The sequence below is a fragment of the Pseudomonas ceruminis genome (assembly GCF_021602025.1).
In the GTDB taxonomy this organism is placed as follows: Bacteria; Pseudomonadota; Gammaproteobacteria; order Pseudomonadales; family Pseudomonadaceae; genus Aquipseudomonas; species Aquipseudomonas ceruminis.
In genome coordinates this window covers 26,547-48,150 of the sequence record NZ_BQHW01000033.1, presented here as the reverse complement: position 1 = coordinate 48,150, position 21,604 = coordinate 26,547, and the positions used below count along the sequence as shown (strand labels likewise).

General features: G+C 61.7%; 26 protein-coding genes. 15 read left to right on the top strand and 11 right to left on the bottom strand.

Translation table 11 applies throughout. The annotated features are described in order from the left end of the window. Nucleotides 1-364: 364 nt before the first annotated feature. The 3 genes from L6D80_RS26550 to L6D80_RS26540 all read left to right on the top strand — a co-directional run bounded on the left by L6D80_RS26550 (nt 365) and on the right by L6D80_RS26540 (nt 1,966). The gene (locus L6D80_RS26550) at nt 365-610 is read left to right on the top strand and encodes a hypothetical protein (protein ID WP_182387239.1); all 246 of its coding nucleotides are present in this window, start codon (nt 365-367) and stop codon (nt 608-610) included. Continuing rightward, nucleotides 607-1,494: a threonine/homoserine exporter RhtA gene (gene rhtA, locus L6D80_RS26545; RefSeq protein ID WP_176515329.1), complete on the top strand. Its 888-nt coding sequence runs from the start codon at nt 607-609 to the stop codon at nt 1,492-1,494. The genes L6D80_RS26550 and rhtA overlap by 4 nt, the downstream gene beginning before the upstream one ends. Nucleotides 1,495-1,684: 190 nt before the next feature. Further along, complete coding sequence (locus L6D80_RS26540; RefSeq protein WP_176515331.1) at nt 1,685-1,966, top strand: hypothetical protein; 282 nt, start codon at nt 1,685-1,687, stop codon at nt 1,964-1,966. 54 nt (nt 1,967-2,020) lie between these two features. Here L6D80_RS26540 and L6D80_RS26535 read toward each other — a convergent pair whose 3' ends face one another. Next, nucleotides 2,021-3,829, bottom strand: coding sequence for an aminopeptidase P family protein (locus tag L6D80_RS26535; protein WP_176515332.1), 1,809 nt, complete (start codon nt 3,827-3,829; stop codon nt 2,021-2,023). 167 nt (nt 3,830-3,996) lie between these two features. Between L6D80_RS26535 and L6D80_RS26530 the strand changes: the two genes are divergently transcribed. Together L6D80_RS26530 and L6D80_RS26525 are read left to right on the top strand one after the other, a co-directional pair. Next, nucleotides 3,997-5,115, top strand: a complete 1,119-nt coding sequence (locus tag L6D80_RS26530) for a DUF3182 family protein (protein WP_176515363.1) — start codon at nt 3,997-3,999, stop codon at nt 5,113-5,115. Next, entirely contained in the window at nt 5,099-5,869 is a 771-nt protein-coding gene (locus tag L6D80_RS26525; protein WP_176515334.1) for an alpha/beta hydrolase family protein, read from the top strand. Before L6D80_RS26530 ends, L6D80_RS26525 begins: the two co-directional genes overlap by 17 nt. Here L6D80_RS26525 and L6D80_RS26520 read toward each other — a convergent pair. Next, the gene (locus L6D80_RS26520) at nt 5,848-6,228 is read right to left on the bottom strand and encodes an antibiotic biosynthesis monooxygenase (protein ID WP_054899856.1); all 381 of its coding nucleotides are present in this window, start codon (nt 6,226-6,228) and stop codon (nt 5,848-5,850) included. The genes L6D80_RS26525 and L6D80_RS26520 overlap by 22 nt on opposite strands. An 85-nt stretch (nt 6,229-6,313) precedes the next feature. Between L6D80_RS26520 and soxR the strand changes: the two genes are divergently transcribed. Then, complete coding sequence (soxR, locus tag L6D80_RS26515; protein ID WP_176515336.1) at nt 6,314-6,766, top strand: redox-sensitive transcriptional activator SoxR; 453 nt, start codon at nt 6,314-6,316, stop codon at nt 6,764-6,766. A gap of 8 nt (nt 6,767-6,774) precedes the next feature. On the opposite strand, the gene L6D80_RS26510 is transcribed toward soxR, so the two are convergent. Then, nucleotides 6,775-7,758, bottom strand: coding sequence for a GlxA family transcriptional regulator (locus tag L6D80_RS26510; protein ID WP_176515338.1), 984 nt, complete (start codon nt 7,756-7,758; stop codon nt 6,775-6,777). 82 nt (nt 7,759-7,840) lie between these two features. Between L6D80_RS26510 and L6D80_RS26505 the strand changes: the two genes are divergently transcribed. Then, complete coding sequence (locus L6D80_RS26505; protein WP_054899859.1) at nt 7,841-8,389, top strand: cysteine hydrolase family protein; 549 nt, start codon at nt 7,841-7,843, stop codon at nt 8,387-8,389. Between the two features lie 4 nt (nt 8,390-8,393). Here the strand turns inward: L6D80_RS26505 and L6D80_RS26500 are convergent, their stop codons facing one another. Next, nucleotides 8,394-8,957, bottom strand: coding sequence for a helix-turn-helix domain-containing protein (locus L6D80_RS26500; protein WP_054899860.1), 564 nt, complete (start codon nt 8,955-8,957; stop codon nt 8,394-8,396). 83 nt (nt 8,958-9,040) lie between these two features. Here L6D80_RS26500 and L6D80_RS26495 point away from each other — a divergent pair, with 83 nt between their 5' ends. The 7 genes from L6D80_RS26495 (at nt 9,041) to L6D80_RS26465 (ending at nt 16,198) form a co-directional block, all read left to right on the top strand. Then, nucleotides 9,041-9,991 (top strand): DMT family transporter, encoded by a 951-nt coding sequence (locus tag L6D80_RS26495; RefSeq protein ID WP_176515340.1) that lies wholly within the window; start codon nt 9,041-9,043, stop codon nt 9,989-9,991. A 149-nt stretch (nt 9,992-10,140) separates the two neighbouring features. Then, on the top strand, nt 10,141-13,056 hold the full coding sequence (locus L6D80_RS26490) for a monovalent cation/H+ antiporter subunit A (protein WP_054899862.1): 2,916 nt from the start codon (nt 10,141-10,143) through the stop codon (nt 13,054-13,056). After that, the gene (locus L6D80_RS26485; RefSeq protein ID WP_012315281.1) at nt 13,056-13,400 is read left to right on the top strand and encodes a Na+/H+ antiporter subunit C; all 345 of its coding nucleotides are present in this window, start codon (nt 13,056-13,058) and stop codon (nt 13,398-13,400) included. The genes L6D80_RS26490 and L6D80_RS26485 overlap by 1 nt, the downstream gene beginning before the upstream one ends. Further along, complete coding sequence (locus tag L6D80_RS26480) at nt 13,397-15,076, top strand: monovalent cation/H+ antiporter subunit D (protein ID WP_176515342.1); 1,680 nt, start codon at nt 13,397-13,399, stop codon at nt 15,074-15,076. Before L6D80_RS26485 ends, L6D80_RS26480 begins: the two co-directional genes overlap by 4 nt. Further along, nucleotides 15,073-15,561 (top strand): Na+/H+ antiporter subunit E, encoded by a 489-nt coding sequence (locus L6D80_RS26475; protein ID WP_054899864.1) that lies wholly within the window; start codon nt 15,073-15,075, stop codon nt 15,559-15,561. Before L6D80_RS26480 ends, L6D80_RS26475 begins: the two co-directional genes overlap by 4 nt. Further along, nucleotides 15,558-15,836 (top strand): K+/H+ antiporter subunit F, encoded by a 279-nt coding sequence (locus L6D80_RS26470; RefSeq protein ID WP_054899865.1) that lies wholly within the window; start codon nt 15,558-15,560, stop codon nt 15,834-15,836. Before L6D80_RS26475 ends, L6D80_RS26470 begins: the two co-directional genes overlap by 4 nt. Continuing rightward, nucleotides 15,833-16,198, top strand: coding sequence for a Na+/H+ antiporter subunit G (locus L6D80_RS26465; RefSeq protein ID WP_054899866.1), 366 nt, complete (start codon nt 15,833-15,835; stop codon nt 16,196-16,198). Before L6D80_RS26470 ends, L6D80_RS26465 begins: the two co-directional genes overlap by 4 nt. 11 nt (nt 16,199-16,209) lie before the next feature. Here the strand turns inward: L6D80_RS26465 and L6D80_RS26460 are convergent, their stop codons facing one another. Next, nucleotides 16,210-16,422: a hypothetical protein gene (locus L6D80_RS26460; RefSeq protein WP_054899867.1), complete on the bottom strand. Its 213-nt coding sequence runs from the start codon at nt 16,420-16,422 to the stop codon at nt 16,210-16,212. Continuing rightward, nucleotides 16,419-16,889 carry a hypothetical protein gene (locus tag L6D80_RS26455; protein WP_039602828.1) on the bottom strand — a complete coding sequence of 157 codons (471 nt, stop codon included), beginning with the start codon at nt 16,887-16,889 and terminating at the stop codon, nt 16,419-16,421. Before L6D80_RS26455 ends, L6D80_RS26460 begins: the two co-directional genes overlap by 4 nt. A gap of 339 nt (nt 16,890-17,228) precedes the next feature. On the opposite strand from L6D80_RS26455, the gene L6D80_RS26450 reads away from it, so the two are divergent. Next, nucleotides 17,229-17,381: a hypothetical protein gene (locus L6D80_RS26450; protein ID WP_156358061.1), complete on the top strand. Its 153-nt coding sequence runs from the start codon at nt 17,229-17,231 to the stop codon at nt 17,379-17,381. A 7-nt stretch (nt 17,382-17,388) separates the two neighbouring features. On the opposite strand, the gene L6D80_RS26445 is transcribed toward L6D80_RS26450, so the two are convergent. From L6D80_RS26445 to L6D80_RS26425, 5 genes are all read right to left on the bottom strand, one after another. Next, nucleotides 17,389-17,583 carry a hypothetical protein gene (locus tag L6D80_RS26445; protein ID WP_054899868.1) on the bottom strand — a complete coding sequence of 65 codons (195 nt, stop codon included), beginning with the start codon at nt 17,581-17,583 and terminating at the stop codon, nt 17,389-17,391. 183 nt (nt 17,584-17,766) lie between these two features. Continuing rightward, entirely contained in the window at nt 17,767-18,171 is a 405-nt protein-coding gene (locus L6D80_RS26440) for a TraR/DksA family transcriptional regulator (protein ID WP_012315289.1), read from the bottom strand. Nucleotides 18,172-18,479: 308 nt separating this feature from the next. Continuing rightward, a complete protein-coding gene (locus tag L6D80_RS26435; RefSeq protein ID WP_176515345.1) occupies nt 18,480-19,253 on the bottom strand; it encodes an enoyl-CoA hydratase in 774 nt (257 codons plus the stop codon). A gap of 13 nt (nt 19,254-19,266) precedes the next feature. Next, nucleotides 19,267-20,394: an acyl-CoA dehydrogenase gene (locus L6D80_RS26430; RefSeq protein WP_054899870.1), complete on the bottom strand. Its 1,128-nt coding sequence runs from the start codon at nt 20,392-20,394 to the stop codon at nt 19,267-19,269. 8 nt (nt 20,395-20,402) lie between these two features. Then, nucleotides 20,403-21,596, bottom strand: a complete 1,194-nt coding sequence (locus L6D80_RS26425) for an acetyl-CoA C-acyltransferase (protein ID WP_176515347.1) — start codon at nt 21,594-21,596, stop codon at nt 20,403-20,405. Nucleotides 21,597-21,604 lie beyond the last annotated feature (8 nt).

Genomic DNA, 21,604 nt, shown 5'->3' with positions numbered 1-21,604 from the left:
GCAATCTCAAATGACTATGTGATTTCTCGCATGGCCACTTGTGATGCTGATAATCTTTGTGACTATCAGTCCGTACTCACAAGCACCCACACGAATTGCTTGATTCAATTTGTTAAAGAGCGTTTGGTTAAGAGCGCTTCGTCTCAACCGAGGCGCGCATTCTACGCTTTCCTCATTCGCTGTCAAGCGTTTATTTTGAAGTTTTTACCGAGAAACTCGTTTAGCTTCAAACACTTGACTCGCTGCGATCTCTCGTAGCGGGAGGCGAATCATACAGCGTTTAGTAGCGCTGTCAACCACCGTTTCAACCGCTATCGATCAGACGACCGAAGCACTTCCAGTACTACCTGGATCGATTAACTCATTGAATCTCAAGGAGTTTCTCGTTCCGACTACGCTGGAAGTGGGGCGCATTATAAGGGGATTCGAAACCCCGTCAACCTTTAATTTCATGAATCTGGAATATCACGCCTCTGCAACGCAGCAGGCCGACGCCACTCGTGCCCAGAATAAAGAAGGTGTGATCAGAGCCTTGCGCCTGCGCACAGCAATTGCGCACTATATTGCCCAACCGCCTTTCTCTATTCCAAGGATTGCCGCCCACCCATGAACACCCAGCCCCGCAGCCTGGCCGCTACTCTCTTCCCGATCGGCCTGCTGCTTATCGCCATGGCATCGATACAGTCCGGCGCCTCCTTGGCTAAAAGCATGTTCCCCATCATTGGCGCACAAGGCACCACAACGCTGCGCCTGATATTCGCCAGCATCATCATGCTGCTTATTCTTCGCCCATGGCGTGTCCGCATGACTGTCAGCACCCTGCGCAACGTAGTGATCTACGGCATGGCGCTGGGCGGCATGAACTTCCTCTTCTATATGGCCCTGCAAACGACTCCGCTGGGTATTGCCGTCGCCCTTGAATTTACCGGTCCCTTGGCCGTGGCACTTTTTGCCTCACGCCGAGCGCTTGATTTTCTGTGGGTTGCGGTGGCGGTAGTCGGCTTGCTGTTGCTGATTCCGGTCGGCGACGGCGGCCAGGCTCTCGATCCGATAGGGGTGGCCTACGCACTCGGCGCAGGTGTCTGCTGGGCGTTGTATATTCTCTTTGGCCAGCGTGCTGGCGCAGAGCACGGCATCCAGAGCGCCGCGCTGGGTGTTGTGGTAGCCGCCTTGTTCGTTGCCCCCATTGGTATCGTCCATGCGGGCAGTGCCTTGCTCACGCCAGCCGTCATCCCGCTGGCCCTCGGCGTTGCGGTACTTTCGACCGCCCTGCCGTATAGCCTGGAAATGGTGGCCCTGACCCGTATGCCTGCACGCACATTCGGGACGTTGATGAGTATCGAACCAGCCATCGGCGCGCTTTCCGGTTTGCTGTTTCTCGGCGAGGTACTGAGTACGAGCCAATGGTTAGCCATCCTGGCAATCATTACTGCATCGGTAGGCGCCACACTGTCCATGCGCCGGGAAGCGGCACCCGTGGTCGCCGCCGACTGATTTGAGAAATATTTTCATTTGAGACAGGATTAACCATTGTGGCACCCCGCTCTGCTGATTAAGCTGTCACAAAATCATAATCTTTTAGCTATCTACTTGAATGAATACGGGCGCTGGGGAAAACTCAGGAAGAACCGAAGCGATAACGACAGGGTCAGACAGCTGATCAGCCCTGCATTTAAGGACAGGAATGAAACGTATTTTGCTCATCCTGGCCGTCCTGGCCATGGCTGGATGTGCCGCAACGGCCAAGACCGAGGTCAAAAAAGGAAAAAAGGGCCTGCATATCAATTGCTCCGGCCTCTCTTCGTCCTGGGACAAGTGCTACAGCAAGGCCGCCATCTCGTGCAGCACACGCGGTTACAAAGTCATCGCGCGCTCTGGCGATACCGACGAGGAACCAGGTGATTATGTGTTCGGCATCAATCCGGCCGGGTACACCAGCCGCAGCATGATCGTCATCTGTAAATAACGAAAGGGCAGCCTTTGAGCTGCCCTCCGTCCATCTACCCATCTGCAGCGCCGCTCATAACGGCGCTGTACGCGCTTCAAGCCAAGCCAACGCCTCTCCCGCCAACAGTGGCGTCAAGCGCTCACGCACTGTCGAGTGATAGGCGTTCAACCATCCGAGCTCTTCCTTGGTCAGCAATTGCACAAGCAGGCAACGGGTATCGATTGGGCATAGCGTCAGCGTTTCGAAAGCAAGGAAGTCACCAAAGGCGCTCTTGCCCGAATCCCGATTCACCACCAGGTTCTCGATACGCACCCCCCACGCGCCGGGTCGGTAGGTGCCTGGCTCGATCGAGCTGATCATGCCCGCCTGCATGGCCGTCTGCGGCGTCGCGGCGGCCTGGTAGGCAATTACTTGGGGCCCTTCGTGTACATTCAGGAAATAGCCCACGCCGTGCCCGGTGCCATGGCCATAGTCAACCTGGTCCGCCCAGATGGGCGCGCGCGCGATGGCATCGAGCAGCGGCGACGGAATGCCGCGCGGAAAAGTAGCCCGCGACAGTGCAATCATGCCCTTGAGCACCCGCGTGCAATCCTGCTTCTGCTCAAGGCTCGGCGCGCCTACCGGAACCATGCGAGTAATATCGGTGGTCCCCCCCAGGTACTGGCCACCCGAATCGATCAACAGCAAGCCATCCCCCTCGATGACCGCATGGGACTGTTCGGTCGCACGGTAATGCGGCATCGCGCCATTGCCATTGAATGCGGCGATGGTGGAGAAGCTCAGCGAAACGAAACCAGGACGCCGAGCGCGCGCCGCGCTCAGTTGTGCATCGATGTCCAGCTCGGTGATTGCCTGCTTGCCGTGTTGCGCTTCAAACCAGGCGAAGAATTCGCACAACGCCGCGCCATCCTGCTCCATCACCCGCCGGATGTGCACCAGCTCCTCTTCACCCTTGCATGATTTGCTCAGGGTGGTCGGGTTCAATCCTTCGATCAGTTGCACCTGTTCGTCCAGGTGCTTGAGCAGGCCACAGGTGACCCGTGCCGGGTCGACCAACAACGTGCTGCCTGGCGGCAACGCTGCAAGCCCCTGGTGCACCTGCGTGTAATCGCGCACCTCGATGCCATCAACTGAAAGCACATGACACAGGTGTTCATCGACCTTCCCTGCGCCCACGAACAACAGCGCCTGCGCCTGGCCAATCAGCGCAAAGGAGACGAACACCGGGTTGTAGGACACATCGCTACCACGCAGGTTGAACAACCAGGCGATATCATCCAAGGTCGCAATGAAGTGCCACTCTGCGCCTTTCTGTGCCATCGCACGACGCAGCAAGGCAAGCTTTTCTGCTCGACTGACCGTGGCATGGGGCGGCAAGTGCTGGTAAACCGGATTGTCAGGCAGTGCCGGGCGGCCCTCCCACACCTCAGCCAGAAAATCTCGATCGGTAATCAGGCGCACCGCTTTAACCCGTAGCCGCTCCTCGAGCTGACGCGCCGACGCCAGGGCCATTACTGCGCCATCAACCGCCACGACACCCTCTGCCGCAACGTTGTCACCCAGCCACTCCAGTGCACCGGGCTTACCGGGTAGCAGCTTCATCAGTTCGATACCGCTGCCCGCCAGCTCTTTCTCGGCCTGTTCCCAGTAACGGCTATCGACCCACACACCGGCAAAACTCGCAGTGACTACCAGGGTACCCACCGAGCCATCGAACCCAGACAGCCAGCGGCGTCCTTGCCAATAACCCGGCAAGTACTCGGAAAGGTGAGGGTCGGCGGAAGGCACCAGCAAGGCATCGACACCCGCCCTGGCCAAAACTTCGCGCACGCGCGCCAGGCGCTCCGGCACTCGATGCTCAATGGTGGTCTGAACGTTCATGCGCACTCCTGCGGCGACATCTTGGTTGATCCAGAGACGATAATGGAGCAGCCACCACGGCCCTGCAATCATGGCGATCGCGTCACAGCACCAACCATCGATCGCCTTGTGCTGAACTTCCCACACGCAAGGGCTTCACACACAATACATTCATAGCAGACAGGCCGATCCTCATGTCCAGTGCCTGCGAACCGAAGACCGCTGTGGTACTCCTTGATACCCGCGAGCACACGCCAGAACACGAGCACGCGGTGCATCTCAAGCTTGCCGATGGCCTCGCCCATCTGCTGGGCTGCACCCGCGCACAGCCTGATCAGCCGCACACCGCCGCGGACAACGTCTACTACCTGCCCACCGAAACCCTGATCGACCCGCAACGCTACGTGGCAATGGGTATCTGCTCTGAGCAGGACCTGTTCGGCGGCCTGGTCAGCCATCCCTACATGGCTACCAAGGCAATCTCCCACCCACTGCCGGCCAACGCCAGCTTCCCGCCAGGCTGGACCGACGCCTTCGCGTGCCAGGCGAGCGATGCACTGCTGTGCGGCTATACCGTGTTCAGCAAAGCCGATGCCCGACGCGCCGCGCAACTGCTGCTACAAGACGGGCCTCTACGGATCAAACCCGTGCTGGCGTGTGCCGGACGTGGCCAGGAGGTTATCACTCAGTTGCATGAGCTGGAGCCGTTACTGGCCAATATGGAAGATCAGGACCTTGCGCTGTGGGGACTGGTGCTGGAGGAAGACCTGAGCAATGTGCAGACCTTCAGCGTCGGCCAGGTGCGTGTTGCCGGGCTGACCTGCAGCTACTACGGCACCCAGCAACTGACCCGTGACCACCAGGGGGTTGAGGTCTACGGCGGCTCCGACCTGGTGCTGGTGCGCGGGGACTATAACGCCCTGCTGCAATTGCCCCTGGAAGACCCTCTGCGCCTGGCGATCAACCAGGCAATGTTGTACGAGCACGCCGCCGAGCAGCACTTCCCCGGTTTCATCGCCTCGCGGCGTAACTATGACATAGCCCGCGGCAACAACGCCCACGGCCATTTACGCAGTGGTGTGCTGGAGCAATCGTGGCGCCTGGGCGGGGCCAGCAGCGCAGAGCTGCTGGCATTGCAGGCGTTTGCCGACGACCCCGCGCTGCAGCGGGTGCGCGCCTCCACCCATGAAGTGTTCGGTGCGCTTGATCTCCCCGCTGACGCCACCCTCTTCTATCAAGGAAACGACAGTGAACTCGGACAATTCAGCAAATTCGCGCGGATTCGCGACCATGACCATTCAGAGTGAAACCGTTGAGCTGCACGTCGAGAATGACAGCATCGTCGGCACCCTGGTCAGCCCAGGGAGCAAGATGCCCGGCATTCTCTTTGTCCACGGCTGGGGCGGCAGCCAGCAGCGTGACCTGGCACGCGCCCGGCACATCACCGGCCTGGGCTGCGTGTGCATGACGTTCGACCTGCGCGGTCACGAAAAGACCGAAAGCCAGCGCCTTACGGTAACCCGCGAACAAAACCTCAAGGATTTGCTGGCCGCCTACGACCGCCTCCTCAGTCACCCCGCAGTAGACAGCAGTGCCATTGCCGTCATCGGCAGCAGTTATGGTGGCTACCTAGCCACTTTGCTGACCCTGCAGCGGCCAGTGAAGTGGCTGGCCCTACGCGTCCCGGCCATGTACTGGGACGACGACTGGGATGCGCCCAAGCAAACCCTCGACCGCCAGCGCCTCAACGCCTACCGCCAGCGAGCGCTCGGTCCGGCCGATAACCGCGCGCTTAGCGCCTGTGCAGAATTTGGCGGCGATGTCCTGTTGGTCGAGTCGGAACAGGACGACTACGTACCGCATGCAACGCTGATGAGCTACCGCTCGGCGTTCGTCAGCGCCCATTCGCTCACCCACCGCATGGTCGACGGGGCCGATCATGCGCTCTCCAGCGAGGAGAGCCAGAAAGCCTACAGCTCGATACTGGCGGCGTGGGTCAGCGAGATGGTCATCGGCGCCCGCCTGGACCGTTACCCCCATTACGCGCCTTGGTATGCCTGAGCCCCGCCGAGCGCGCAATGCAGGCCACCACCGGCCCCGCGCATCACACTGTGCAGCGCCTGATAGGCGGCAAAGTTGACACCACGTGCCTGATACCGGCACAGCAGGTCGAGAAACGGCTCCTCGACAAAGCACTGCGCTGACGCTGCCCAGGCCTGGCGCGACTCCCATTGCAGGTACTGCAATACCCGGCTGCCGTCGTCGCTGGCGTGGACGCTAACGCCTTGCAGGCCGTAACACCGTGCAGTCAGCGCCTCGCTGCGCGCGATGAGCGCATGGGCCAGTGCTGCCTGCCGGACGACAGGCACTTCATACTCGATCATCTGGGTAAACCACAGGGGATGCGGCTTGGCCGTCATGGACAGTCTCCTTGCTCCGGACGCTTGCAGCGCAATGGCCAGCAGGGTAAAACCTCCAGTCAACTCAAGGTCAAGAGTTTTTTGCATGCGAGAACATACGCCGGTGGCCCAGGACAAGCTGCTCAGCGTCGGTCAGTTGGCCGCACGCAGTGGCGTGGCCGTCACGGCCCTGCACTTCTATGAAACCAAAGGGTTGATCCAGAGCACCCGCAACTCAGGCAACCAGCGTCGCTATCCACGGGCGATGCTACGGCGTGTGGCGGTAATCAAGATGGCCCAGCGCCTGGGCATCCCCTTGGCCGATATCGCAAGGGCTCTAGCCGCCTTGCCGAACGACCACGTTCCCACGGCCGAAGACTGGCAACGGTTGTCGCAAGGCTGGCGCGAAGACCTCAATCGCCGTATCGACGAGATGCTCCTGCTGCGCGATCAACTGGACGGCTGCATTGGCTGCGGCTGCATGTCATTAAAGGAGTGCCCGTTGCGCAACCGGCAGGATCACCTGGCAGACGCAGGCCCCGGACCGCATTTGCCCTGAGCGGCGCGTCATGCTTGCAGTGCAAGGCGCCGCCGATAATCACTGGGGGTCAGGCCGGTTATTCGCTGGAACACCTTGCGAAACGCACCCGGATCCTGGTACCCAACGCCCCAGGCGATCTGTTCGACATTGCGCCGAGTGAACTCCAGCATCCGACACGCCCGCCCCACCCTCACTTGCTGGCAATACTCCGTTGGCTTCAAGCCCGTAGCGGCTCGGAAACGGCGTAGAAACGTTCGTTCTTCCAGCCCGGCGCAAGCGGCCATGCCCGCCAGGTCAGCGTCCCGCGCGCCAATGGCCTGCAACCAGTGCTGCACCTTGAGCACCGCCCCATCGCCGTGGTCCAGCCGTGGGCTGAACAGCGCCCCGGGCAAAGGTGCCATGACGGGCTCGACGGAAAGGTAACGTGCCGTTTCCCAAGCTACCGTGGCGCCGAGAAAACGATCCAGCAGGCGCAGACCGAGCTCGGTCCATGCCATCAATCCGGCAGAGGTCATGATGTCTCCGTCATCCAGCAACGGCTGGTTGGCCTCAACCCGGACCTTGGGGTAACGCTGTGAGAGTGTTTGGGCGTAGTTCCAGTGTGTACTCGCCGAACGGCCATCCAGCAAGCCGCTGGCAGCGATGAAGAACACGCCAATGCAGACAGAGGCCAGCACTGTACCCTGACCGTGCCATACGCACAGCGCTCCCCGGTGGCGCTCGAGCAGCGCTGATGACGGTGTCGACGCCAGGCTCGGCGGGATGATCAATACGCGCACGTTCTGGATTGCACAGCGCCGGCTAGCTTCGGTGAGCCGCAATTGCCCTGCCTCATCCGCTTGCCAATGGCTGACGCGAATCTGTGGCAGTTCGTTTGCGCCGAGTTCGGCGGCCACCTGGTTGGCTACGCTGAACAGATCGGCAAGGCCAAGCACAGCCGCACGCTGCGCGCCCGGGTAAAGCAGCAGGCCGATCTCCAGGTTGTCGGTGCTGTCAGTTTTTGCCGTCATTGTGTCGATCGCGCCAATCCTCAACTCGGTGCGCACAGCCTATAACTATTGGCATCTAACCACTACTGCCACAGGAGGCAGCATGAGCAAGCAGGCGCTGATCATCATCGACATCCAGAACGATTATTTCCCCAGTGGCAAATGGCCCCTGGACGGCGCTGAACGGGCTGCCGACAACGCCGCCAGGCTGCTGGACGCGGCGCGACAGCGCGGCGACCTGGTGGTGCATGTACGCCATGAATTCAACAGCGCCGACGCGCCGTTCTTCGCACCAGGCTCGCGCGGTGCGGCGATCCACCCAAAAGTCCTGCCTGTGGACGACGAACCGGTAGTACTCAAGCACAAGGTCAATGCGTTTCTCGACACCAACCTCAAGCACCTGCTGGATCAGCAAGGCGTCAAGGCCCTGACCATTGTCGGCAGCATGAGCCACATGTGTGTCGATGCCGCTACTCGAGCCGCTGCCGACTTCGGCTATGACGTAACGGTGGCACACGACGCCTGCGCTACCCTGCCCCTGGACTTCAACGGCAAGCAGGTGCCGGCCGCACAGGTGCATGACGCGACGATGGCGGCATTAGCGTTCGCGTATGCCAGCGTAGTGAAGACCGACGAGCTGCTGAACGGCTGACCCGTCAAATCACCACGTTGCGCACGAAGCGGGTAGGCACATCACCATCGTTGCGGTAGGCATACCTGCAGTTGCTGGCAAACACATGAAACTGCCCGACCTGCAAGCAATGCTCCACACCTTCGATAATCAGCGTAAGTTGCCCTTCGGCCACATAGATCTGCTCGCTCCAGCCCTCGGCATCCGCTTCGCTGGCGTAGCGCTCACCCGGTGCCAGGGTCCACGCCCAGATCTCCACTTCCCGGCAGGCGGTGCTACTGGCCAGCAGCACCGCCTTGCTTTGCGGGTGCTCACCGGCCCAGGCCAGCTCATCGATGCGGCTGGGATCGCGCCGGTCGGGCGCCTGGATCAGCGTGCTGAAGGCAACGCCGAGCGCTTCGGCAATCCGATCGAGGGTTGTCAGGCTGACGTTTTTTTCCCCGGCCTCGATCGCTACCAGCATACGCCGGCTGACACCTGACCGTTCGGCCAGGGCGCTCTGGCTCATACCCGCCGCATTGCGCAAGCTACGGACATTCAGGCTGACATGCTGCAGCACCGACGCTCGGTGGGGGAAATCTTTGTGCACTCTATCGCTCACTTGTACGGACTGCGCAGTATACTGCCCACTTTGCGCAGATTGTGCGCCCCCCCCTTCGAGTGTGCAAGAGCATGACCCTACCGAGCAGTAACCCAAGAACCGCCCTGTCCTTTCGTCTGAGCAAGGCCGAGATCGTGCTGGTGTTCATCACTATGCTGTGGGGCGGCACCTTCCTGCTCGTTCACAACGTGATGACCGTCAGCGGCCCGATGTTCTTCGTCGGCTTGCGCTTCGCAGCGGCAGCCCTGTTCGTCGGCCTGTTTTCTGCGCGTGCGCTATCCGGCCTGACCTTCACCGAACTGAAGGCCGGCGCGCTGATCGGTGTTTCCATCATGCTCGGTTACGGCTTGCAGACCATGGGCCTGCAAACCATCAGCAGCAGCCAGTCGGCGTTCATCACCGCGCTATATGTACCCTTCGTGCCGCTATTGCAGTGGTTGGTACTGGGCCGGCGGCCAGGGCTGATGCCAAGCATCGGCATCTGCCTGGCCTTTGCAGGCCTGATGCTGCTTGCTGGGCCTGAGGGCGGTGCGCTGCATTTCAGCGAAGGCGAAGTGGTGACGCTGGTGAGCGCCGTGGCCATCGCGGGCGAGATCATCCTGATCAGCCGCTATGCCGGGCAGGTGGACGTGCGGCGGGTAACGGTGGTGCAGCTGGCAACCGCATCGCTGCTGTCGTTCCTGATGATCGTCCCTACCCAAGAGCGAATTCCTGACTTTTCCTGGTTGCTGCTGCTCAGCGCCCTGGGCTTGGGCGCCATGAGCGCGGTGATTCAGGTGGCGATGAACTGGGCGCAGAAGTCCGTATCACCGACCCGCGCCACACTGATCTACGCTGGCGAACCGGTGTGGGCGGGGATCGTGGGGCGCATAGCCGGCGAGCGCTTGCCCGGCGTGGCGCTGCTTGGCGGGTTACTGATCGTGGTCGCGGTGGTGGTCAGCGAGCTTAAGGTTCGGCGTACCGCCTTGGTCCCCGAAGAACGCGATGAGCATCACGAATGCGAGCGAGAAACCGGCCGTTGAAGTGGGTAACTGCAGCTATGCTTTGTAAAAAACTGTTATAAAAAAATAGCGTGTCACACCCTGTTTGTATGATTCTGCGACAGCTTGCGTGTTGGTGATCACTTGCTCGGCACGTATGATCCTTGCAAACCTTTCCAGAATAGAACGCTATGTCATTGATAGTGCTACTGCTTCTGCCCTTCGTGGGCAGTTGCCTGGCAGCTGTGCTGCCGCACAACGCACGTAACGCCGAGTCCATTCTCGCCGGGCTCGTGGCCTTGGTCGGCACCGTCCAGGTAGCACTGCTGTACCCACAGGTCGCCCACGGCGGTGTCATTCGCGAGGAATTCCTCTGGCTACCCAGCCTGGGGTTGAACTTCGTGTTGCGCATGGACGGCTTCGCGTGGCTGTTTTCTCTGCTGGTGCTGGGCATCGGCACCCTGGTCTCACTGTATGCGCGCTACTACATGTCGCCACAGGACCCGGTACCGCGCTTCTTTGCCTTCTTCCTGGCATTCATGGGAGCCATGCTTGGCCTGGTCATCTCAGGCAACCTGATCCAGCTGGTGTTCTTCTGGGAACTAACCAGCCTGTTCTCGTTCCTGTTGATCGGCTATTGGCATCATCGCGCCGACGCTCGACGCGGCGCCTACATGGCGTTGATGGTGACCGGTGCCGGCGGCCTGTGCCTGCTGGTCGGTGCCGTGCTGCTGGGGCATGTGGTCGGCAGCTACGACCTGGACAAGGTACTGGCCGCCGGCGATACCATTCGCCAACACGCGCTTTACCCTGTGCTGCTGCCGCTGATCCTGATCGGCGCCTTGAGCAAAAGCGCGCAGTTTCCCTTCCAATTCTGGCTGCCCCATGCCATGGCGGCACCCACACCGGTATCGGCCTACCTGCATTCGGCAACCATGGTCAAGGCCGGGGTATTCCTGCTGGCGCGGCTGTGGCCGGTACTGTCGGGCAGCGAGGAATGGTTCTGGATCGTCGGTGGCGCGGGGGCCATTACGTTGTTGCTTGGCGCCTTCGCGGCCATGTTCCAGAACGACCTCAAGGGCCTGCTGGCCTACTCGACCATCAGTCACCTCGGGCTGATCACCCTGCTGCTGGGCCTGAACAGCCCACTGGCAGCCGTCGCTGCAGTGTTCCACATCCTCAACCATGCCACCTTCAAGGCCTCGCTGTTCATGGCCGCCGGCATCATCGACCATGAAAGCGGCACCCGCGACATCCGTCGCCTCAGCGGCCTGATTCGTCTGGTGCCCTACACCGCGACCCTGGCCATGGTAGCCAGCGCCTCCATGGCCGGCGTGCCCCTGATGAATGGTTTCCTGTCCAAGGAAATGTTCTTTGCCGAAACCGTCTTCATCAGTTCTACCGCCTGGGTCGAAGCCACACTGCCGGTAATCGCCACCCTAGCCGGCACCTTTAGCGTCGCCTATGCCCTGCGTTTTACTGTCGACGTATTCTTCGGCCCGACCGCCCAAGACCTGCCACACACGCCTCACGAACCGCCACGCTGGATGCGCGCCCCGGTCGAACTGCTGGTGCTGACCTGCCTCGTGGTGGGGATTTTCCCCGCCCAGTCGGTCGGCCCGTTGCTGGCGGCGGCCGCCTTGCCTGTAGTGGGGGGCACGCTACCGGAGTACAGCCTGGCCATCTGGCACGGCTGGAATGCGCCCCTGATCATGAGCCTGGTGGCCATGAGCGGTGGCATCGTGCTCTACCTGCTGCTGCGCAACCAGCTGCGCCGTGGGCGCTTCCCTTATCCGCCGCTGATCGAGCGTTTCAACGGCAAGCGCCTGTTCGAGCAGGGTCTGGTACACCTGATGCTGCTAGCCCGACGTATCGAAGCGCTACTGACAACGCGCCGTTTGCAGTCACAGCTGTTCATGCTCGTGCTGGCCGCCTTCCTCGCCGGCATCACACCTATGCTGTACAGCGGCCTGACCTGGGGCGACCGGCCCAAAATCCCCGGCTCCGGCGTGTTCGTCGCCCTCTGGCTGATCGCCATCGCCTGTGCCATCGGCGCTGCCTACCAGGCGAAGTATCACCGTCTTGCCGCGTTGATCATGGTCGGTGTCTGCGGCCTGATGACCTGCATCACCTTCGTCTGGTTCTCCGCACCGGACCTTGCCTTGACCCAACTGGTGGTCGAGGTGGTGACCACGGTGCTCATCCTGCTCGGCCTGCGCTGGCTCCCTCGGCGTATCGAAGGCGTCTCGCCGCTGCCCGGCAGCCTCGACCGTGCCCGCATGCGGCGCTTGCGCGACCTATTGCTGGCGGTGCTGGTCGGTGGTGGCATGGCCGTGCTGTCCTACGCCATGCTGACCCGCCCGACGCCAAATGACATCTCTTCGTTCTACCTGAGCCGGGCACTGCCCCAGGGCGGCGGCACCAATGTGGTGAACGTGATGCTGGTAGACTTCCGCGGTTTCGATACCCTCGGCGAGATCACCGTACTGGTGGCGGTGGCACTCACTGTGTTCGCCCTGCTGCGCCGCTTCCGTCCGCCCAAGGAAAGCATGCAGTTACCGTCCCAGCAGCGGCAACTGGCGCCTGATGTGGTTACCGACCTGATCAACCCGCGCCACGCCACCGACACCGCACTGGGCTTCATGATGGTGCCCGCGGTGCTGGTACGCCTGCTGTTGCCGATCGCCCTATTGGTGTCGATGTACCTGTTCATGCGGGGTCACAATCAACCAGGCGGCGGCTTCGTGGCGGGCCTGGTGATGTCGGTGGCATTCATTCTTCAGTACATGGTGGCCGGCACCCAGTGGGTCGAGGCACAGATGAGCCTGCGGCCGCTGCGCTGGATGGGCACCGGGCTGCTGTGTGCGACCCTGACAGGGGTTGGCGCCATGCTGCTGGGTTATCCGTTCCTGACCACCCATACCGCCCACCTGCACCTGCCATTGCTCGGCGAGGTGCATGTGGCCAGCGCGCTGTTCTTCGACATCGGCGTGTACACCGTGGTGGTCGGCTCGACCCTGCTGATACTCACTGCCCTGGCGCACCAGTCGGTGCGTGCCTACCGCCCGGGCAACCCGTCGAAATCCAGCCAAGCAGGAGCCGCCTGATGGAAGAAGTCATTGCAGTCGCCATCGGTGTACTGGCCGCCTCGGGGGTGTGGCTGATCCTGCGCCCCCGTACCTACCAGGTGATCATGGGCCTGTGCCTGCTGTCATACGGTGTCAACCTGTTCATTTTCAGCATGGGCAGCCTGTTCATCGGCAAGGAGCCGATCATCAAAGAGGGAGTGACCCAGGACCTGTTGCACTACACGGACCCGCTGCCGCAAGCCTTGGTACTCACCGCGATCGTCATCAGTTTCGCCATGACCGCGCTGTTCCTGGTGGTGCTGCTGGCGTCCCGCGGGCTGACTGGTACCGACCACGTAGATGGCCGGGAGCGTGACGAATGAGTGTGATGAGCCAACTAATCGTCGCGCCCATCCTGCTACCGCTGCTGACCGCCGCAGTCATGTTGCTCCTGGGCGAAAAACATCGTCGGCTCAAGGGGCTTCTCAACCTGCTCTCGACGTTCAGCGGCCTGGCGATCGCCGTCTGCCTGTTGCTCTGGGTGCGCGCCCAGGGCCAGGCGGAATCCATCGGTGTCTACCTGCCGGGTAACTGGCCCGCGCCTTTCGGTATCGTGCTGGTGCTCGATCACCTGTCGGCACTGTTGCTGACCCTCACCGGCGTCATCGGCATCAGCGCCCTGCTGTTCGCCCGCGCCCGTTGGGACGGTGCCGGCGCCAGCTTCCATGCGTTGTTCCAGATACAGTTGATGGGCCTGTACGGCGCCTTCCTCACCGCTGACCTGTTCAACCTGTTCGTGTTCTTCGAAGTGCTGCTGGCAGCTTCCTATGGGCTCCTGCTGCATGGCTCCGGGCGTGCGCGGGTTCGCGCCGGCCTGCATTACATCGCCATCAACCTGTTCGCCTCGTCACTGTTCCTGATCGGCGCAGCCATGCTCTACGGCGTCACCGGCACCCTCAACATGGCAGACCTTGCGCTGAAGATCCCGCTGGTACCGGAAGCCGACCGCGGCTTGCTGCATGCCGGCGCGGCCATCCTGGCCACGGCCTTCCTGGTCAAGGCCGGTATCTGGCCGCTGAATTTCTGGCTGGTGCCGGCATATGCTTCGGCCAGCGCACCGGTTGCCGCGCTGTTCGCCATCATGACCAAAGTTGGCCTGTATGCGGTACTGCGCCTGTGGACGCTGCTGTTCTCGGGGCAAGCCGGGGCATCGGCGCATTTCGGTGGCCAGTGGCTGGTCTATGGTGGCCTGGTCACGTTGGCCGTTGCCGCAGTGTCGATTCTGGCCGCCCAACGCCTGGAACGCATGGCCGCGCTCAGCATCCTGGTGTCCGCAGGCACCCTGCTTGGCGCTGTCGGCTTTGCCCAGACGGCACTGACCGGGGCTGCCCTGTTCTACCTGGTGAACTCGACGCTGGCACTGTGTGCCCTGTTCCTTCTGGCCGAGCTCGTCGAACGCTCACGTTCGGCCAACGAAGCCCCCCTGGAGGATGAAGAGGGGGCCATGCCTCCTCCGCTCGAATCGTTGCATCCACCCAAAGGCATCAACCTCGACGATGAGCAAAAGGCAGTCATCGGCCAGATCATCCCCTGGACCATGGCGTTCCTCGGCCTGAGCTTCATCGCCTGCGCGTTGCTGATCATCGGTATGCCACCGCTGTCGGGTTTCGTCGGCAAGCTCAACCTGATCAGCGCGCTGTTCAACCCGCTGGGGCTCGGCGTTCCGTCTCAACAGCCTCTGAGCGTGGCAGGCTGGGCACTGGTTGCCCTGCTGATACTGTCGGGGATGGCCTCGCTGATCGCCTTCGGCCGCGTAGGTATCCAGCGGTTCTGGAAACCCGAGGAGCGCCCATCGCCTTTATTGCGTCGCTACGAATGTCTGCCGATCGTGATTCTACTGAGCCTTTGCATGGTGCTCAGTTTCCGCGCCGAACCGTTGCTGCGCTACACCCAGGACACTGCCGCCAGCCTGCAAGCGCCTGACGCCTACATCAAGGCCGTGATGGCCGCGCAGCCTGTCCCGGGCCCAACCACACCAGACGCACAGGTGCAGCCATGAGCCGACTGTTCCCCGCTCCGCTGCTCTCCGTCGCACTGTTCGTGCTATGGCTGTTGCTTAACCTGTCGGTCAGCCCGGGTAACCTGCTGCTCGCGGCCGTACTCGGCATCTTCGCACCGTTGCTGATGGCACCGCTGCGGCCACAGCACGCCCATGTGCGGCGCCCACTGACGGTGGCAAAACTGATTGGCCGGGTCGGCCTGGATGTCATCCGCTCCAACCTGCAGGTGGCACGCGGCGTGCTGGGTGCCGGGCAACGGCCGCCACGCTCGGCCTTCGTGCACATCCCCCTGGACCTACACGACGCCCACGGCCTGGCCGCGCTATCGATGATCACCACCGTGGTGCCCGGCACGGTCTGGTCAGAGTTGGCCCTGGACCGCAGCGTACTGTTGCTGCACGTGTTCGACCTGGAGGATGAAAGCGCCTTCATCGAGCATTTCAAACAGACCTACGAACGCCCGCTGATGGAGATATTCGAATGACAGGCCTGCTCGCCAATGCAGTCCTCGCCAGCCTGTTCATCTTCGCCCTGGCCATGGGCCTGGCGCTGATCAGGCTGTTTCGCGGCCCCTCCGCCCAGGACCGGGTGCTGGCGCTGGACTACCTGTACATCCTGGCCATGCTGATGATGCTGGTGCTGGGGATTCGCTATGCCAGCGACACCTACTTCGAAGGCGCCTTGCTGATAGCGCTGTTCGGTTTTGTCGGCTCGTTCGCCCTGGCCAAGTTCCTGCTGCGCGGTGAGGTGATCGAATGAACGAAGCCCTTGAACTGCCGTTCTGGCTGGAGCTGGTGACTGCCGCTTTGCTGCTGCTTGGCAGCCTGTTTGCGCTGATCGGAGCCATTGGCCTGCTGCGCCTGAAGGACTATTTCCAGCGTATGCACCCACCCGCCCTGGCCTCGACCATCGGCGCCTGGTGCGTTTCACTGGCTTCGATCATCTACTTCTCGTGGCTCAAGGAAAGCCCGGTACTTCACGCCTGGCTGATCCCCATCCTGCTGTCGATCACGGTGCCTGTCACCACGTTGCTGCTGGCCAGGGCAGCACTGTTTCGCAAGCGCATGGCCGGGGATCCGGTGCCCGAGGAAGTCAGCAGCGGTCGGGATCGCGGTAACTGATCGCGGCAACCTCACCCCTGGGTGAGGCGTTGCAACTCACGGCGAACCATGGCCACATAGGGTGGCGGGCCAAGCTGGTAGAGCTGGGCTGCCACCCAGTTCACCCAGGCGCTCTGCATCTCGTCGCGTCGAGCCAGCAAGTATTCGGCCTGCGCCAGCGCTTGGGCCTGATGCTGGCGATGGAACGCGGCACGGCTGCCCTGCGGCTCACCAACGTCGCTCATTCACTTGCCTTGAACGTGGTCAGCTCGCCCTTGCGCCATTTTGCGACCTTGCCCGTCACTGCCTTGAGCAACTTGCCCAAGCCTTCCTGCACTTGTTGCTGGGCAGCGAACACCAGCATCACGCCCTGGCCTTCGCGGAACACGATACCTTCACCTTCTGGTACCGAGACAAAGGCATAGTCCCCTACACCGTAGACATTGAGCTTGATCTCGCGAAAGCGCATCTCTAGCTTGCCGCCTTCACGGCTAGGCAATACGGCGGCGCGAAAGTGGTCGCCGACTTTGAGCTCCAGGCGCTGTTTGTCATCGACCACCAATGCACTCTCGGTATCGATCTCGGCCATGTACAGGCCTTCGGGGTTCTGCTCGGTGACGTATACGAAACGGCCTTGAAACAGCTTGGCCAACTTGCCACGCAAATCGCCAAGGGCAAACAACGCGTGGGTATCCAGAGTACTGACTGCCAATGAAGTAATCCTCAAACCGGTGACATCCGCCCCCACACGGAGTCGGTGAGGCACGGCCTTGCTATTCGATGGACGAAAAGAGTAATGAAGCGATGAACGAAACGTCTGTGCCTACTGGCGATACAACATGCAGGAAACTTTACTCTGGCTTGCCAGACGTAGCCTCGACAGAGGCTTTAGGGACATTCCACAACCGGGATGCGTAAAGTCTTACAACTACTCCGCCAGAAAAGATGCGATAGATAACAGCCAGCCCCTCGGCAGAACGGGCTCTGCACACCATCAGCGCACTACTGGGTAAGAAATATGCACGAAAACACTGAAATCCGTCGAGAGGCAATGAGCATTTCTTACCGCTCAAGGCCCCGTTACGTTGTGATACCCGCTGGTATCGAGTTCTTCCATATCACTGAAAGCGCCACTGGCCGCGTCAAGGGCTTTCGCCGCCGTCACCATGACGCCTGTGAGCTGGCCCGAAGCCTGGAGCGCTGAAGTGCGCTCAGGCGGCTTGGCCCTTTTGCACCTGTTGCAACCAGGCCGCCTGACACTCCAACGCCTCTTCTCGGGTGGCAAACGCGGTGCCTCGGCGCTCGCCGTTGACCAATACCACCCAACATACCCGTTTGCCGAGGGCCTGCAAGGTGGCGGGCACGCCCGACCCAATCATCACGGCTACATCGACGCGGCTATTCATCATTCCCTCCGGAATTTAATTAGCAACCTAACGATGTAGCCATGATACGCGCGCCATTGCGCCGGTAAAAGCCAACGTTGGTATAGCAGTGTTGCGTCATCAGCACCAATCGACGCGCCGCCACGTCAAGAAACGCAAAAAGCCCCAGGGACTGCTCCATGGGGCTTGGCACGTAACGCTCAGTCAGATCTGGCGCTGATGACGGTCGAGCTGCTCGTGACGCTCCTGGGCTTCGATGCAGTACTTGGTGGTCGGGCTGATCAGCAAGCGCTGCAAGCCGATCGGCTCACCACTGTCGTCGCACCAGCCGAAGCTTTCATCAGCAATACGGCCCAGCGCCATCTCCAGCTGCGGCAACAGGCGCTGGTCGCGTTCGATCGCGTTCACCAGCCAATGGCGCTCTTCTTCAACCGAGGCCACATCGGCAGGGTCCGAGGGCGTATCCAGGCTTTCGATGGTGGCACGGCTCAGCTCGATGCGTTCATGGGTTTCGACTTTCATCGCTTGCAGCAGCCCAGTGAAGAAGGCCAGCTGGTCAGCGTTCATGTAGTCATCGGCCGACATGGCCAGCAACTGTTCCTTGGTCATCGATTTCTCTATGAAAAAATGTGCATTTGGGCGATTCGGGTGTCGCCGACGCCAGGGCGTGGGCAACGGAATTCTTCAAGCGCCAACCGGCACTCTTTTACAGGGGGCGGCAGTCTAAGGCTCCACGTCGCATGGAGCAACTGCAATAAAGGGGGAATTTGCCGGAAATGACATCGATTCCGCCAGCCGGTGGGCTCTGGCCCTCAGCGTACGCGGCTTTGCAGGCCCGACCCCACATACGATCACTGGCATCCAAGCCGGTGCTCCACGTGCGAGCCTGAGCGCTGCAAGCAGCGCCCAGGGGGCCATCAGCGGTCCTTGAACTGCGCTTCACGCTTGGCGACGAAGGCCGCCATGCCTTCTTTCTGGTCTTCAGTGGCGAAGGCGGCGTGGAACACGCGGCGCTCAAAGCGCACCCCTTCGCTCAAGGTCACTTCAAAGGCGCGGTTGACGCTCTCCTTGACCATCATGCTTACCGGGATCGATTTGCTCGCGATGGTCGCTGCCACCTTCAGCGCTTCATCGACCAACTCGGCCTGGGGCACTACACGCGCAACCAGGCCAGCACGCTCGGCTTCCTCGGCGCCCATCAGACGCCCCGTCAGGCACAGCTCCATGGCCTTGGCCTTGCCCACGGCGCGGGTCAAGCGCTGAGTGCCGCCCATGCCTGGAAGTACCCCAAGGTTGATTTCCGGTTGGCCGAACTTGGCGTTGTCGGCAGCAAGGATGAAATCGCACATCATCGCCAGCTCACACCCTCCGCCCAAGGCAAAGCCGGAGACCGCGGCGATGATCGGCTTGCGCCGGTTGGCAATACGGTCGGCGTCGCTGAAAAGGTCGTCGACGTAGATCTGCGGGTACTTGAGGTCAGCCATTTCCTTGATATCGGCGCCAGCGGCAAAGGCCTTGGCCGAGCCGGTCAGCACCACGCAGCCGATGTTTGGGTCACGCTCGAGCTGGTCCAGGGCCTGGTTGATTTCGCCGACGATCTGCGCATTCAGGGCGTTCAGCGCCTGCGGGCGGTTCAGTGTGATCAGGCCGACCTTGCCGTGGATGTCCAACAGGATGGTTTCGAATGCCATGCAGGCTGCTCCTTCAAAGATTGCGCGCAATAACCATGCGCTGAATATCGCTGGTGCCTTCGTAGATCTGGCAGACCCGAACGTCGCGGTAGATCCGCTCCAGCGGGAAGTCACTCAGATAGCCATATCCCCCCAGGGTCTGCAAGGCATCCGAACAGACCTTTTCGGCCATTTCCGAGGCAAACAGCTTGGCCATCGACGCTTCTACCAGCGCGGGGCGCTCGGCGTCACGCAGCGCGGCGGCATGCAGCACCATCTGCCGGGCCACGGCAATGCGTGTGGCCATGTCGGCCAGGCGAAAGGCCACCGCCTGGTGTTCGATCAAAGGCTTGCCGAAGCTCTGCCGCTCGTTGGCATAATCACGGGCCACCTCAAATGCCGCACGGGCCATGCCGACTGCCTGCGAGGCAATGCCGATACGCCCACCTTCAAGGTTGGCCAAGGCGATCTTGTAGCCCTGCCCTTCTTCGCCCAGGCGGTTGGCGACAGGCACGCGCACGTTGTCGAAGACGATCTGGCAGGTGTCCGAAGCATGCTGGCCGAGCTTGTCTTCCACCCTGGCCACCTGATAACCCGGCGTGTCCGTGGGCACGAGGAATGCCGTGATGCCTCGCTTGCCGGCATCCGGGTCGGTCACGGCGAATACGATCACCACACCCGCGTTCTGCCCGGAGGTGATGAACTGCTTGCTACCGTTGAGCACGTAATGGTCGCCTTCCAGGCGCGCGCGGGTCTTCAGGCTGCTGGCATCAGAACCGGCCTGCGGTTCGGTCAGGGCGAACGCCCCCAACATCGACCCGCTGGCGAGCGGAACAAGAAACTCCTGCTTCTGCTGCTCAGTGCCAAATTTCAGGATCGGTACACAGCCCACCGAGTTGTGCACGCTCATGATGGTCGAGCAGGCCCCGTCGCCCGCGGCGATTTCTTCCAGGGCCATGGCGTAGGCGACATAGCCTGTGTCGCTGCCGCCGTACTGCTCCGGCACCAGCATGCCGAACAGGCCCAGGCCGGCCATTTCGTCGACGGCTTCGCGGGGGAAGCGATGCGCCTTGTCCCACTGTTCGGCAAAGGGCCTGAGGCGCTCCTGGGCAAACTCACGGACGGCGTCGGCAATTTGTTGTTGCTCGTCAGTTACCAGCATGGTTCACCTCAATACAGGCATTCGACGGCCATGGCCGTGGCCTCGCCACCGCCGATGCAGATGGCTGCCACGCCACGGCGCAAGTTGTTCTGACGCAATGCCGACAGCAGGGTCACCAGGATACGGGCGCCCGAAGCGCCGATCGGATGTCCCAGGGCGCAGGCACCCCCGTGGATATTGACCTTGTCGTGGGGCAGATCGAGGTGCTTCATGGCCGCCAGGGTGACCACGGCAAAGGCTTCGTTGATCTCGAACAGGTCGACCTCGCCCAGGTTCCACCCAGTGCGATTCATCAGTTTGTCGATGGCACCAATCGGCGCCGTGGGGAACAGTGCCGGGGCATCGGCGAAGGCAGCGTGCCCATGGATCACTGCAAGCGGCTTGAGGCCACGTTTATCGGCTTCGCAACGGCGCATGAGCACCAGCGCCGCAGCGCCGTCAGAAATCGAACTGGAGTTGGCTGCCGTAACGGTACCGCCCTCACGGAACGCCGGTTTGAGCTGTGGGATCTTGTCCGGCCGCGCCTTGGGTGGCTGTTCATCGTCCTTGACCAGGCGTTTTTCCTTGCCCTCGGTGACTTCCACGGGAACGATCTCGGCGCTGAAACGGCCGCTTCTGATCGCGTCCTGGGCGCGAGTCAGCGAGGCGATGGCAAACTGGTCCTGGGCTTCACGGCTGAACGCCCCCGCCTGGGCGCAGTCCTCGGCGAAGGTGCCCATCAGGCGCCCCTTGTCGTAGGCGTCCTCAAGGCCATCCATGAACATATGGTCGATGATCCTGCCATGGCCCATGCGGTAGCCGCCGCGGGCCTTTTCCAGCAGGTAGGGGGCGTTGGTCATGCTCTCCATGCCACCGGCCACCACCACATCGGCAGTACCTGCCAACAGCAGGTCATGGGCCATGATCGCCGCCTGCATGCCCGAACCACACATCTTGTTCAGGGTCGTGCAGGTGGTGTGCTTGTCCAGGCCGGCACCCAACGCCGCCTGGCGCGCAGGGGCTTGGCCCTGGCCTGCTGGCAGCACGCAGCCGAACAGCACCTGCTCGACACTGGCGGCCTGGATGCCTGCACGTTCGACGGCGGCGCGGATCGCCGCGGCCCCCAGCTGCGCAGCGGTGAGGCTCTTAAGGTCGCCCTGCAAGCCGCCCATGGGCGTGCGCACGGCGCTGACGATGACAATCGGGTCGTTGGCGAGGCTCATGTGCGTAT